Below are 13694 nucleotides of genomic sequence, written 5' to 3' on the forward strand. Positions count from 1 at the left end.
ACATGTTGTATGCAAGAAATGGGTGGGACCGAGGGTCCAGCTGTCGAGTTGTCGGGTCGAGAGAAGGCCTATCTGTACGTCAGGGATCAGGTGCTGACGTCGCCGGCGGCAACCGGTTCCTTTCTCAACGAGCAGGAACTCGCGACGCGGGTCGGCGTGTCCCGCACTCCCGTTCGTGAGGCGCTGCTCATGCTTCAGGCGGAGGGCCTCGTCGAAATGGTGCCCAAGCGCGGGGCGCACGTCCCCGCGATGTCGGGCCGGCAGATCGCGGAACTGATGGAGTTGCGCGGTGTCCTCGAACGTCACGCCGCCAGCCGCGCCCTGGAGGAGGGGCGGGTACCCCTCGAAGTGATGCGTTCGGCGCTGGCGGAGCAGGAAGCGTTCGCGACCGATCCGAGCGCAGAAGCGGCCCGTGCCTTCATCGACTGGGATGGCCGTTTCCATCAGTTCCTCATCGATGCGGCCGGGAGCGAGTTGCTGTCGCGCACCTACTCCGGACTCCGGGCGCGCCAGCTCCGTGTCGGTCTGACGGCGCTCTTCAGTGCGCCCGATCGGCAACATCGGGTGTGCGCCGAGCACCAGGCCATCATCGACGCGCTCGAAGCCGGCGACGAGAGCCTGGTGCACGAGAAGATCAACACTCATCTCGAGGTTACGCTTCAGATTCTCTTGCGTGCCTAGCGTTCTCGCTGGCCAGTAGTGCGTAGTGCTCGTCCTCGGTCGGGTCGGGGTTGCGCCCCAGCGCGAGACCGATCAGGGTCAGCACTCCGACGATCAGCACGTAGACGGCGATCGGCACCCAGCTGTCGGTCCTGCTCAGCAGGTAGGTGAAGATCAGCGGTGCCATCGCACCGCCGAACACGCCGGCAATCGTGTAGGCGAGTGAACTGCCGGTCGAGCGCAAGGCGACCGTGAACTGTTCGGTGACGAACGCCGCCTGGGGTCCGTACATGAACGAGTGGAACGCGAGCCCGACGACCACCCCGACGATGAGCAGCGGGAATGAGCCGCCACCGATGACGAGGAAGAAGAGGGCGCTCCAAACGACACCGCCGACAGCGGCGACGGCATAGACCAGGCGGCGGTTGATGCGATCCGAAAGTGCCCCGGCAAGGGGGATCAGGCCCAGCTGGAATGCCGAGCCGACCAGGATTGCGGTGAGTACTTCGCCACGCTCGAAGCCGAGTTCACGGGTGCCGTACGTGATCGCGAAGACCGTGAAGAGTGCGTAGATCACGTCCGGGGCGATACGCGACAGGATCGCGGCGACGAGTGGCCGGGTCTGCTTTGTGAGTACGTCGCGGATGGGGGCTTCGGCGCGGTCGCCGGACTCCTGCAGGGCCTTGAAGACAGGGGTGTCTTCGAGCTTCAGGCGAATCCACAGGCCGAAGCCGACGAGTAGCGCGGACAGAAGGAAGGCGAGACGCCATCCCCAGGACTCGAATTGGGCCTCGGTCATGGAGATGGTGAGGAGGGCGAGCGCTCCGTTGGCCATCAGGTTGCCTGCGGGAGGTCCTATTTGAGCTGCGGATGACCAGAAGCCGCGTTGGCGTGGGTTGCCGTATTCGCTCGACAGGAGGACGGCGCCGCCCCACTCTCCGCCGACCGCCACGCCCTGCGCGAACCGCAGGATCACGAGAATGGCGGGTGCCGCGATACCGATACGGTCGTAGCCGGGAAGCAGGCCGATCGCGAAGGTCGTCACACCGATCAGGAGCAGGGTGATCACCAGCAGTTGTTTGCGTCCGATGACGTCGCCGAGGCGTCCGAAGACGAACCCTCCGATCGGCCGCGCCACGTAGCCGACGGCGTAGGTGGAGAACGCGAGCAAGGTTCCCGTGAGGGGGTCGCTGTCCGGGAAGAATATCTGCGGAAAGATCAGGGCGGCCGCCGCCGAGTAGACCGCGAAGTCGTACCACTCCAATGCGGTACCCGTGAGACTGGCGGCGAAAGCTTTCGCCAGTCCCTTCCTGTCTACGGGTGCCGACCTGCCGGCATCGACGGAGGTGGACTCTCCGATCATGACAACTCCTTGTGGGTTGAATTCTGGTCCCGCACGGCCCGGTTTTTCTGTGGTTCAGCTCACCGCTGCCGTTGTACTAGACATATACTTGCTGTATACAAGACGTATGCGCAAGCCCTCGGCGCAGAAAAACCAAGAAAGTAACAAAACGCCCTGATCTCGAGAGGGAACCGGGGCCAGAACTTCAGGAGACTCTCCAAATGTCGCAGCTCACGTTCACCCTGCCGGACGGCACCGTCGACACCGTTGAGGTCACCACCCTCCTCAACGCCGGTTATGCCGGACGCAACCAGGAAGAGGTTGCGTCGCACATCGCCGAACTTGCAGAACTGGGCGTACCGGCGCCTACGACCATCCCTGCGATGTACCCCATCTCGCCCTACCTTGCGCAGCAGACCACCGAGGTCTTCGTCCAGCACGACCGGACCTCCGGAGAGGCCGAGTGGGCCCTGGTGATCACCGAGGACGACGTACTGCTGACCGTCGCCTGCGACCACACCGACCGCGACCTCGAGGTACACAGCGTGGCGTGGAGCAAGAACGCCGCACCCGACGTTCTCGGGTCCCGCGCCTGGCGGTTGTCGGATATCGCCGACCGCCTCGACGACATCACCCTGTCGGCATGGGTCGGCGAAGGCGACGGCGAACCGTCCACCCTGATCCAGACCGGGACGCTCGCCGACCTGCTCGCACCGAAGTACTGGCTCGACGTCCTTCGCGAGAGGGGACTGCACACGCCGGGCACCGTTCTCGTGTCGGGGACGATCTCGATGCGGCACGGCGTGAACCAGTTCGCCGACTCCTGGAAGGTCGCTCTGCGTGATCCGTCCACCGGTGACGAAATCAGCTGCAGCTACCGAACAGTCCGGATGCCGCAGCCGATCGGCTGATCGAGGGGCGAGTTCGCCGAGACCCGGCGCGCATCGTCGATCCGGGGCGAGACCGTGAAGCTGTCCCCGGTATGCGCGCCGAGTTCAGGACGACGAGCGCGAATGCTCACGCGGATTCGAAGACGGCGGCGATGCCCTGCCCGCCGCCGATGCACATCGTTTCCAGTCCGTAGCGTCCGCCGCGACGCTTCAGTTCGTGGAGCAGTGTTGTCATGATCCGGGAACCGGTGGCGCCGACGGGGTGGCCGAGGGAGATTCCGGAGCCGTTGACGTTGACCTTCGACTCGTCTTCGTACCCGAAGCCCTGCAGCACGGCGAGGACCTGAACTGCGAAGGCCTCGTTGACTTCGACGAGGTCCATGTCGCCGAATCCCAGTCCGAGTTTTCGGAACAGCTTCCGCACCGCCGGGACCGGGCCGATTCCCATTTCGGCGGGTTCGCATCCGACGGCTGCCCACCCGTGCAGGAAGCCGAGAGGTTCGAGATCGAGCCGGCCCAGCTGATCCTCGGCGACCACGAGACACGCCGCGGCGGCATCGTTCTGCTGGCAGGCGTTGCCTGCCGTGACGGTGCCGTTCGGCATGACGGTGCGCAGCGTCGCGAGCTTCTCGACGCTCGAGTCGGCCCGGATTCCCTCGTCTCGGTCGAAGATCACGGGCTCGGCTCTGCGCTGCGGAACCTTGATCGGCACGACCTCGTCCGTGAAGCGTCCCTCGTGCCACGCGGCGGCGGCACGGTGATGACTCTGAGCGGCGAAGGCGTCGGCGGACTCGCGGGAGATGCCGTATCCGGTCGCGAGGTTCTCCGCCGTCTCGATCATCCCGGAGATGTAGCCGAATCGTTCGACGGGCTGAGACCGTTCCCGGCCGCGGTCGAGGCGGTCGTGCAGTTTCACCGTTCCCTGACGGGAACCCCAGCGCATGTCGGTGGTGTAGAACTCGACGTTGCTCATGCTTTCGACGCCGCCGGCCATCACCACGTCTGCGGCGCCGCTCTGCACCATCATGGCCGCGGTGGCGATCGACTGCAGGCCGCCACCACATCGGCGGTCCAGCTGCATTCCGGCGACGTCGACGGGGAAGCCCGCCTGTAGCGCGATCCAGCGTCCGACGCACGGTGTCTCACTGTTCGCATACGACTGCGCGAACACCATGTCCTCGATCAGTGCGGGGTCTATGCCGCTGCGCTCGACCACGGCTGTGGCCACCGCGGCACCGAGATCCTCCACGGTGACGTTCTTCAGGGCACCGCCGAAGGCGCCGATGGCGGTCCGGGACGGGGCGACGATCGCGGCTCTTCTCATGAGTGCTCCTGAATTCGAAAATCGGGGGTCGTCTTGGCGAAGAAGGCACGCACCCCTTCGCGGCATTCGGGGGAACTGAACACACGGTCGCTCGCGGTCAGGGATTTCTGCACGAGCTGATCCTCGTCCAGGTCGCCGGCCGCATTGATCACCGATTTGCACAGCTCCAGGGCGAAAGCGGGTCGACGGGTGAGGATCCCGGCCCAGCGCCGCGCCTCGGCAAGTGCGGTGCCCCGGGGAACCACAGCGTCGACCAGACCCCAGTCGAGTGCGGTCGGGGCATCGATCGGGTCACCGAAGAACATCATCCGCTTGGCACGGCCGATCCCGATCCGCCGTGTGGTGCGGAACGTTCCGCCGCTGCTCGGGAAGACCCCGAGCTTGATCTCCGGTAGCGCCAGCGAGACGTGTTCCTCGGCGATCAACAGGTCGCAGCAGCAGGCGATTTCGAGTCCGCCGCCGAGGGTGAGACCGCCCAGGGCCGCCACCGTGGGCTTCGGGAAGTGTGCGAGGAACTGGAAGATCTCATTCTGCCGTCGCAGCTTCTTCTCCACCACCTGGCCCGGTTCCATCATCTCGTGGAACTCGGAGATGTCTGATCCGGCGCAGAACGCCCGGCTTCCGGCACCGGTCACGACGACGGCGCGCACCGTGTCGTCGATCGCGAGGGCGTCGAGGCGGTCGCCGAGCTGCCGTGTCAATTCCAGGGTCACGACGTTGAGCGGTGGATTGTCGAGGGTCAGTATCGCGACACCGTTCTCGATCGTGAGATGCACGTGCACGTCAGGCATGGCGGACTCCGTTCCGATCCGGAGTCAACTCGACTCGGGTGATCTTGCCCATGATGAACAGGAAGCTGCAGACCGCCAGTGCCGCACTGACACCGACGAAGATCAGCGCTCCGTCGTACGAGCCGGTGGTGTCGACGATGTAGCCGATGGCGATCGGGGTGGTGATACCCGCGGCATTCGCGAATGTGTTGAACAGGCCGCCCGACAGTCCGGCCGCCTCCTTGGGGGAGGTGTCCGAGACGATGGTCCAGCCCAGGCTGCCGAGTCCCTTGCCGAAGAACGCCAGCACCATGAAGAGGATGACGACGGTCTGCGAAGTGGTGAAGTTGCACAGGACGATGACGGTCGACAGCGTGAGACCGGTGATGATCGGAATCTTGCGGGCCCATGTGAGGGACACGCCCCGGGTGAGCAGGCGGTCCGACAGGACTCCGCCGAGGATCCCGCCCAGGAAGCCGAAGATCGCGGGGATGGACGCGGCGAGTCCGGCGTCGAGCAGGGGCATGCCGAGTTCCTCGATGAGGTAGATCGGGAACCAGGTGAGAAAGAAGTACACGATGGTGGTGATGAAGAATTGGCCGGCATACAGCCCGAGCATCATCCGGCTGCCGAGGAGCTGACGAATCGCTTCCCAGGTGTTGATTTTCGGGGCGTCCGGTGCCGAACTCGCCTCCTCGATGTCGACCAGCGCACCGCCGTCGGCGATGTACTCGATTTCGGCGTCGTTGGCCATTCTGTGCTTGCGTGGCTGGTCGTAGAACTTCAGCCACACTGCGCTCAGCGCCATGCCGATGGCGCCCATGACGAGGTACGCGGAGTGCCATCCGTGCGCGTGCGTGAGCCACGCCATGAACGGGGTGAACACCACCGCCGCCGCGTACTGAGACGAATTGAAGATGGCGGACGCGGTGGCCCGTTCGGACGACGGGAACCAGGTGGCTACCACGCGGCCATTAGACGGGTAGGCGGGCCCCTCCGCGATGCCGACACCGATGCGCAGGGCGAACAGCGCGGCGACCGCGGCGCCGAGCCCCATGAGCGGGACGAAGCCCTGCAGCAGGGTGAAGAGTGACCAGACGAAGATGCTGATGGCATACATCCGCTTGGCGCCGAAGCGGTCGACGAGCCGTCCGCCGGGGATCTGCGCCAGCATGTACGCCCACGCGAACGCGGAGAACAGGTAGCCGAGGGTGATGGCGCTGATACCGAGATCGGCCTTGATCTCGGTGCCGGTGATCGACAGGATCGCACGGTCGGCGTTGTTGAGTGTCGACACGATGAAGAGCAGTGCGACGATCAGGAAGCGGATTCTGGTGCGGCCGGGTGGGGGTGCGTCGGTGTGGCGCGTGCGGCTCGCCGAACTGGGGTGGGTCTCCGAGAGGGGCATGGTGTCTCCGAGGTCGAGGGGTGGGGGAGGAAGTCGAGTCGGGTCAGCCGAACCGGCCGCCGGTCACGTGCAGCGTTTCGCCGCTGACGAAGCTCGCGCGTTCGGACGCGAGGAAGGCGACGGCGTCGGCGATGTCCTCGGGCGTCCCCACGCGGCGCAGGGGTGTGCTCTCGATCGCCTTGTCCTTGATCTTCTCGAAGTGTCCGAGCGAGCGGACCGCCTCCGTGGCAACGAAACCGGGCGCGACGGCGTTCACGGTGATTCCGAACCGGCCCTCTTCGAGTGCGAGTGCGCGGGTGAGCCCGAGGAGGCCGGCCTTCGCGCTGGCGTAGTTGGCCTGACCGGGGTTGCCGAAGTGGGCGCGTGAGGAGATGTTGACGATCCGGCCCCACCGCTGCTCGATCAGATACGGCATGACCGATTTGCAGGTGAAGTAGGCGCCTTTGAGGATTACGTCGACGACGTCGTCCCAGTCGCTTTCGCTCATCTTGGTGAGAACGCCGTCGCGCGGAAACCCGGCGTTGTTGACCAGGATGTGGATTCCGCCGAAGCGGTCGACTGTCTCCACGACCAGAGCGTCGACGTCGGTGGACTTGGTGATGTCGCCGCGGATGCTGTGCGCGCTGTGGCCCTGCGCGACGATGTCCTTGGCGGTCAGTGCCGCTGCCTCCCCGTCGATGTCGGTGACGACGACGTGCGCGCCCTCCGCGGCGAGCCTTCGGGCGGTGGCTTCGCCGAGTCCGCGGGCCGAGCCGGTGACGATGGCGACCTTGCCGGTCAGTTCCAGATCCATGGGATTGCTCCTGCCTTCGTTGTCGGGGTGATGCCTGTGATCACGAGGTGGTCCGCACCGTGATCAGTGCGTCGAGGGCGAGCGCGCCGCGGCCCTCCTCGAGAACCAGCACCGGGTTGAGGTCGAGGGAGTCGAGTTGGTCGGCGTGGGTGACGGCGAACCTCGACACGGCGACCAGGAGGTCCGCGAGCGCGTCGACATCCGCGTGGGCAGCACCGCGAAACCCCGTGAGAAGGGGATAACCCTTGATCTCCCGGATCAGATTCACAGCTTCGGCGTGGTCGAGTTCACCGACGCGGAACGCGACGTCGCGGAACAATTCGGCCTGCATGCCACCGAGCCCGAACATGACGGTGGGGCCGAAGGCGGGATCGTTGGTCACGCCCACGATGGTTTCGACACCCTTCGGGCACATCACGCCGAGGAGCACACCCTCGATGCGGGCACCGGGCACCGCTGCGTTCGCGCGTTCGAGAAGCGTCAGATAAGCCGCGCTCGCCTGGGCCTCGTCCTCGACGTCGAGGATGACACCGCCGATCTCCGTCTTGTGTGCGATGTCGGGCGAGACGATCTTCATGACCAGGGGGAAACCGAGATCGGCGGCCGCCTTCGCGACGTCGTCGGGGTGGGTGACCACGGTCGAGGCGGGGAAGGGGATGCCGGCGTCGGCCAGGATCTGCTGGGCGGCGTGTTCCGACAGCGGATCGCTACCGAGAGGGGCTCGCGTGGTTCGCTTTCGGTCACGGCGAACGACCGGCGTGTCGAAATGCTCGGCGAAGTACGCGAGTGCGCTCAACGCGGTGACGGCCCGTTCGGAGTCGTCGAAGACGAGGAAGCCGTCGCGCTCGTACGCCCGGACCACCTCGGTGCGCGCCTCCATGCACAGTGCCGTCGGCCGGTCGAGGAATTCGCTCGTCCCGGCGCCGATGGCCTTGCGGATCTCCTCGCCGTAGGTGGGGGAGTCGGGGAGCATGGTGAACGATCCGATGATGCTGTCGTAGCCGCCGTCGGAGTACATGACGTCGAACGTCTTGGTGATGAGACTCATGTCGTTGAGCCAGCCGGCGGTGGTGTCGCAGGGATTGTTGTCGCTGCCCATCGGATTGAGCTCGCGGAGCTTCGCCCGCCCCGATTCCGCGAGAGGAGTGACATCGAGCCCGCCGCGTTCGGCGGCGTCGCACAACTGCACGCCGAAACCACCGGACACGGTGATTATCCCGAGGCTGCGCCCCGTCGGGAAGCGTCGGCGGTCGGCTGCGTACGCGACATCGACCTGTTCCTGTGTGGTCTGCGCCCGGTACACCCCGTACTGCCTGCAGAGGGCGTCGAATACCGCGTCGGTTCCCGCGAGGCTCGCGGTGTGGGACTGTGCGGCGGTTGCGCCGGCGGCGGACTGGCCGACCTTCATGAACACCACCGGCTTGCGGTGATCGTGTGCGGCCTGCAGGGCGGCACGAAAGGTCTCGCCGTCACGGACGCCCTCCGCGTACGCCAGGATCACGCTGACGTCGTCCTGCAGGGCGAGCCAGTGGATGCAGTCGGCGACGTCGGTGCCCGCCTCGTTGCCGGTGGACACCCAATAGCCGACGCCGATTCCGCGCTTCTCGCACAGGTACGCGAGATGCCCGCCGTAGGCACCGCTCTGGCTGACGATGGCCGCGCCGCCGGGGGTCGGCAGAGCCGTGTCGAAGGCGCTGCTGAATGTGCCCGCGAATCCACTGTCGGTGTGAAGCAGGCCGAGACAGTTGGGGCCGAACAGCCGGATGTCGCCCGCCGCCGCGATCGCGGCGAGCCGGCCCTGGAGCGCACCGCCGTCGGACCCGGTCTCGGCGAACCCCGCGGCGTAGACGACTGCCGCGCCGACGCCCTGTTCCAAGCACTCGGTGAGGGCGCCCTCGAGCAGCCGGGACGGAAGGGCGATCAATGCGATGTCCGGTGTCTGGGGGACGTCGGCGAGGGTGGGATAGGCGCGGAGCCCCTGCACCGTGGCGCGGCGGTGGTTGACCGGGTAGATCTCCCCGCGATAGCCGGCGCGGATCAGGTAGTGCAGGGCGCGCCCGGAGATGCGAGTCGCGTCGTCGGACGCGCCGATGACCGCGACGGATCGGGGGCGGAACGCCTTCTCGAAATTGGCGAGTGCGGGAACGTTGTTCGCAGGTGTCATAGAGGGCCTCGGCGGTGATGTGGGGGACGAATGCTCGAAGACTGTTGTCTGAGTCACAGTGCCGACGGGGATGTGTTTAATACAAGGGAAGCGCATTGATCGGCATCACTTGATTCGGATGGGATATCACCGTGGACCTACGTCAGCTGCAGCAATTCGTCGCCGTCGCCGACACCCTGAACTTCCGCGCGGCAGCGGAACGCCTGCATATGACGCAGCCGCCGCTGTCCGTGTCGATCCGCAAACTCGAAGAGGAGATCGGCGCGGAACTGTTCGTCCGGTCCACCCACCGGGTGCGGTTGACCACGGCGGGAGAGGCAGCGCTGACCGATGCCCGGGCCGCGCTCTTCCACGCCGAGGAAGTGGCCAGGGTGGCGCGGTCCACCGCGCACGGATTCAGCGGCGGACTGCGCGTGGGTTTCGTCGGGTCCGCCAAGAACATCCTGCTCCCGCGGCTGCTGCCAGCCTTCCAGAAGCAATACCCCGATATCGTGCTGAAGTTCTCGGAGCTCACCAACGCCGAACTGATCGACTCGCTCGAGCAGAATCACCTCGACGTCGGGATCGTGCGCTCACCGCTGTCCCGGCGCAGCGACATCCGCAACATCACCGTGGAACGTGATCACTTCGTCGTCGCGCTTCCAGTGCGACACCGGTTGGCGGCAAAGGAGGGGGTCTCGCTCGACGACCTGCGCGACGAGCCGTTCATCGACTACACGACATCGGGGCTGCCCGGGCTGCATGCGCTGACCTCGATCCTGTTCGAGGAGGCGAAGTTCTCGCCGCGAGTCACCCAGGAGGCAGTGCAGGTGCAGACGGTGCTGTTTCTGGTGGAGAGTGGCTTCGGCTGGGCGCTCGTCCCGTCGAGTTCGTCGAAGCGTGCCGGCTCCGGTGTGCGGTTCCGGCCGCTCGTTCCCGCAGCGCTGCGCCCGGCGATCGGTTTGGCGGTGGCGTACAACCCGACGTTCGCCGGGGTCACGGTGCAACGCTTCTGCGAACTGGCGGAATCGCTCGCGCATTGACCCGCACCGACCTTCGGTGAATCGGCATCCCGCGCCCGCCCGAGGGCCGACAATATGGTGAGTCGACCAGTGGGGCAGGGCAATGGGATTCATCATCGGATTCGCACCGTGGATCGTCTACTGGATCCTGGTGGGCAACACGGGATTCGTCGCTGCCGTCGCGATCGCGTTCGGTATCGCGGCCGTAGGCCAGGTGCTGCAACGGTTGCGGGGCCAGCCCTGGCGGACCCTCGAGGTCGGCACCGTCGCCGTCTTCGCACTGTTGCTGATCGCGGCACTCACCCTGGACGACGCCGTCCTCGAACGCTGGCTTCAGCCGCTGAGCAACTTCGGGTTGTTCGCGATCGCGGCGGTGGGCGCTTTGATCGGGCGGCCGTTCGTGCGCGAGTACGCGGCGGCAACCGTGGACGCCCGGACGGCGGCGAGCGGCGGATTCCGATACATCACCACGGCCATGACGTGGATGTGGGTGGCCGCGTTCGGACTGATGACCGTGTTCTCGCTGATCCCACCCATCGTCGACGGCGACGCCACCATGCGCGACGCCGGCGACACCCTGTCCGTGGTCTGCTACTGGGTGCTGCCGTTCACCCTCATGGGCGTCGCGGGCCTCGTGTCCGCGGTGTTCCCCGGATGGTTCGAGAAGCGGTCGCAGCTGCTGGAGACCCACACTTCGGCGGAGCCCGCGGTAACCGAGCAGCCCGCGCCGGCCGCGGACCTGTCGGCAGGGTCCCTCGAACTCGACGTTCCGGCGTCGTCGCGTCACGACGAGGCGTTCTCGCTGATCGTCCGCGGCGCCCGGCCCGGATCGTCGGTGACCGTCCGCACCACCGGAACCGACCTGTTCGGTGGACAGTGGCGGGCGGAGGCCACGTTCACCGTCCCGGCCGACGGAATCGTCGACGTCGCCGGACAGGTTCCGGACCACGGTGACTGGGACGTGGCGGACGCCGACGCGCCGCTGTGGGCCATGCGTTTCGTGTCCGAGGGCCGGGTTCCCGACCTCTTCGTGCCGCCGCCCGACGCCTGGCTGGTCACCGTCGAGGCGGGCACTCCGGACGGAACGTCGCGGCGGACGGTGACGCGTCACGTGAGCGCCCCGGGAGTGTCCGTCCGTTCCCTCGATGTCGGCGACCGACCGGCGCTGCTCGCACTGCCCGCCGGCGACGCTCCGAGCGGCGGTTGGCCGGGCGTCGCCTGCTTCGGCGGCTCGGAGGGCGGCGTCGACTCCCAACGTTCCACCGTCGGAATGCTGGCTGCCAACGGGTATGCCGCACTGGCCTATTCGTGGGTGGACGAATCGAACACCGACGCGACGCTGGTGAACGTTCCGCTCGAGCGGTTCACGTCCGCGGTCGAGGCTCTCGGTGCGCAGCCGTCGGTGGACGCGAATCGCGTGACCGCGATGGCCATTTCGCGGGGTGCGGAGGGCCTGTTGGCGTCTGCGTGCGTCGGCGACCTCCCCGTCGCCGGGCTGATCCTGATCAGCCCGAGTTCGGTGTCGTGGCAGGCGATCGGCCCCGACGGCGAGGTCGCCGACACCCCGTCGTGGACGTGGAACGGCCGGCCCGTGCCGTGGGCGCCGCTGCCGGGTGGGACGCTGATGCCCCAGCTGATCCGCAACGCGTGGCGGGCGCACCAGGACGTCACCGCGCACCGCCCGAGCCTGCTGCGCCTGGGTGCCGCCTACCGGGCCGGGCTCGCGGCCGCACCGGCCGAGGCGACGCTGCGGTCCGAACGGGCGACCGCGCCGGTGCTGTGTCTGACCGGTGCGGACGACCAGTTGTGGCCGTCGGACGAGATGGCCACGGCAGTTCTCGGGCGTCGATCCGGCACCCGCGACGAACACCGGACGTTCGACGGCGCCGGCCACCTCCTCCGCCTCGGAATGTTCCCCGCCGACGCGCAATGGACCGGCGGCATCGCGTTCGGCGGCGGGGGCGCAGGTCAGGGCCGGGCGCAACGCGAATCGGTGCACAGCGTGCTCGGGTTCCTCGCGCGGACCACCGCAGTGGCGAGGGCCTGATGCCCGGCGCGGAGGATGGTTTCGGCCCCACGGACCGCATCGTCGGCTCGATCGTCGACATGGCCGGGGTCTCCCGGGCGAAGGTGCTGCCGATCTCGAGACTGTCCACCTTCGTCGACTCCGGAGCAGGCGCATCGCCGAGCTGGACTGTGTTCTGCGTCGACGACCACCTCGCATTCACGCCATCCTTCTCCGTCGTCGGCGACCTCCGGCTGCGGATCGACGGCGACGACGTGCGAGACCTGGGCAACGGCACGTACTGGGCGCCGGCGTGCCTGACCGAGCAGGACGGGACGCCGTCGCTCGCCTGCACCCGGTACGCGCTGCGGCGGGTGACGGCGCGGCTGGCGGAGTCCGGGCTGACCGCACGAATCGGCCACGAGATCGAGTTCGCGCTGTTCGACGCGGCGACCACGGAAGAATGGTCCGCCTACGGCCTCAATGCCGTTCTCACGCAAGAAGAATTCATCGAGCGCCTGCTCGCGGCGGCGTCGACGGCCGCCCTGCCGATCGAACAGGTCCACGCCGAGGCCGGGCTCGGCCAATTCGAGGTGTCGCTCGCCCCCGCGGATCCCGTCGAGGCGGCCGACAACGCGGTGCTGGCCCGCGCCCTGATCAGCCGGATCGCACGCGCCCAGGGACTGCGGGCGTCGTTCTCACCCATGCCCGTCGCGGGCGGGGCGGGTAATGGTGCCCACCAGCACGTGTCGTTCACCGAGGGTGACCTGCCGATCCTGTCGGGAGGCCCGGGCCCGCACGGACTGACTCCTGCCGGTGGCGCCGCGGTCGCCGGGATTCTGCGGGCGCTACCCGAGTTCACGGCCGTTCTCGCCGGATCGGCGCTGTCGCACCTGCGGTTGCGCCCGGGCATGTGGTCGGGCGTGTTCCGCTGCTGGGGCCTGGAGAACCGCGAGGCCGCCGTTCGCCTCTGCGCGGACACCGCCGGGAACCCGCACGGCGCGAACCTGGAGATCAAACCCATCGACCCGTCCGCGAACCCGTATCTGAGCAGCGCCGCCATTCTCGGCGCCGCGCACGACGGCATCGCCGGTGCGCTTCCCCTCCCGGACGAGGTGTCGGTCGATCCCGCGGACCTGACCGGCGCCGTGGATCTCCTCCCGACCCTGCCGTCCGACGTGCTCGGAGCGTTCGAGTCGTCGGCGCTCGCGCGCGACCTGTTCGGACCGCTGATCATGGAAGCGCTCGCGGCGGTCAAGGAATACGAGCACGCCGAATACCGGGAGAAACCGGTCGACGAGGTCGCGCAACGCTTCCGGTACGCGTGGACGTCCTGA

Annotated in this window: 11 protein-coding genes; 5 read left to right on the top strand and 6 right to left on the bottom strand. The window is 67.2% G+C overall.

What is annotated here, in order from left to right:
• Positions 1–18: 18 nt before the first annotated feature.
• Positions 19–681, top strand: coding sequence for a GntR family transcriptional regulator (locus QM806_RS09305; protein ID WP_133984831.1), 663 nt, complete (start codon positions 19–21; stop codon positions 679–681).
• Here the strand turns inward: QM806_RS09305 and QM806_RS09310 are convergent.
• On the bottom strand, positions 653–2023 hold the full coding sequence (locus tag QM806_RS09310) for an MFS transporter (protein ID WP_005570205.1): 1371 nt from the start codon (positions 2021–2023) through the stop codon (positions 653–655). The genes QM806_RS09305 and QM806_RS09310 overlap by 29 nt on opposite strands.
• Before the next feature lie 200 nt (positions 2024–2223).
• On the opposite strand from QM806_RS09310, the gene QM806_RS09315 reads away from it, so the two are divergent.
• Positions 2224–2913: a DUF2848 domain-containing protein gene (locus QM806_RS09315; protein ID WP_005254038.1), complete on the top strand. Its 690-nt coding sequence runs from the start codon at positions 2224–2226 to the stop codon at positions 2911–2913.
• 106 nt (positions 2914–3019) lie between these two features.
• Here QM806_RS09315 and QM806_RS09320 read toward each other — a convergent pair whose 3' ends face one another.
• Genes QM806_RS09320 through QM806_RS09340 form a run of 5 tightly spaced genes read right to left on the bottom strand, consistent with a single transcriptional unit; the run spans position 3020 to position 9351 of the window.
• On the bottom strand, positions 3020–4216 hold the full coding sequence (locus tag QM806_RS09320; RefSeq protein WP_120660577.1) for an acetyl-CoA C-acetyltransferase: 1197 nt from the start codon (positions 4214–4216) through the stop codon (positions 3020–3022).
• Positions 4213–5007, bottom strand: coding sequence for an enoyl-CoA hydratase/isomerase family protein (locus QM806_RS09325; RefSeq protein ID WP_005254040.1), 795 nt, complete (start codon positions 5005–5007; stop codon positions 4213–4215). Before QM806_RS09325 ends, QM806_RS09320 begins: the two co-directional genes overlap by 4 nt.
• Positions 5000–6394, bottom strand: coding sequence for an MFS transporter (locus QM806_RS09330; RefSeq protein WP_005254041.1), 1395 nt, complete (start codon positions 6392–6394; stop codon positions 5000–5002). Before QM806_RS09330 ends, QM806_RS09325 begins: the two co-directional genes overlap by 8 nt.
• A 43-nt stretch (positions 6395–6437) precedes the next feature.
• A complete protein-coding gene (locus tag QM806_RS09335; RefSeq protein WP_054247166.1) occupies positions 6438–7187 on the bottom strand; it encodes an SDR family NAD(P)-dependent oxidoreductase in 750 nt (249 codons plus the stop codon).
• Between the two features lie 40 nt (positions 7188–7227).
• Entirely contained in the window at positions 7228–9351 is a 2124-nt protein-coding gene (locus tag QM806_RS09340; protein WP_283291143.1) for an acetate--CoA ligase family protein, read from the bottom strand.
• A gap of 131 nt (positions 9352–9482) precedes the next feature.
• Between QM806_RS09340 and QM806_RS09345 the strand changes: the two genes are divergently transcribed.
• The 3 genes from QM806_RS09345 to QM806_RS09355 all read left to right on the top strand — a co-directional run bounded on the left by QM806_RS09345 (position 9483) and on the right by QM806_RS09355 (position 13694).
• Positions 9483–10373 carry a LysR substrate-binding domain-containing protein gene (locus QM806_RS09345; RefSeq protein ID WP_005254044.1) on the top strand — a complete coding sequence of 297 codons (891 nt, stop codon included), beginning with the start codon at positions 9483–9485 and terminating at the stop codon, positions 10371–10373.
• Between the two features lie 82 nt (positions 10374–10455).
• Positions 10456–12399, top strand: coding sequence for an acyl-CoA thioesterase/bile acid-CoA:amino acid N-acyltransferase family protein (locus QM806_RS09350; protein WP_283291146.1), 1944 nt, complete (start codon positions 10456–10458; stop codon positions 12397–12399).
• The gene (locus tag QM806_RS09355; protein WP_182625279.1) at positions 12399–13694 is read left to right on the top strand and encodes a type I glutamate--ammonia ligase; all 1296 of its coding nucleotides are present in this window, start codon (positions 12399–12401) and stop codon (positions 13692–13694) included. The genes QM806_RS09350 and QM806_RS09355 overlap by 1 nt, the downstream gene beginning before the upstream one ends.

It is taken from the genome of Rhodococcus sp. IEGM 1351, assembly GCF_030056875.1.
Classification (GTDB): domain Bacteria; phylum Actinomycetota; class Actinomycetes; order Mycobacteriales; family Mycobacteriaceae; genus Rhodococcus_F; species Rhodococcus_F opacus.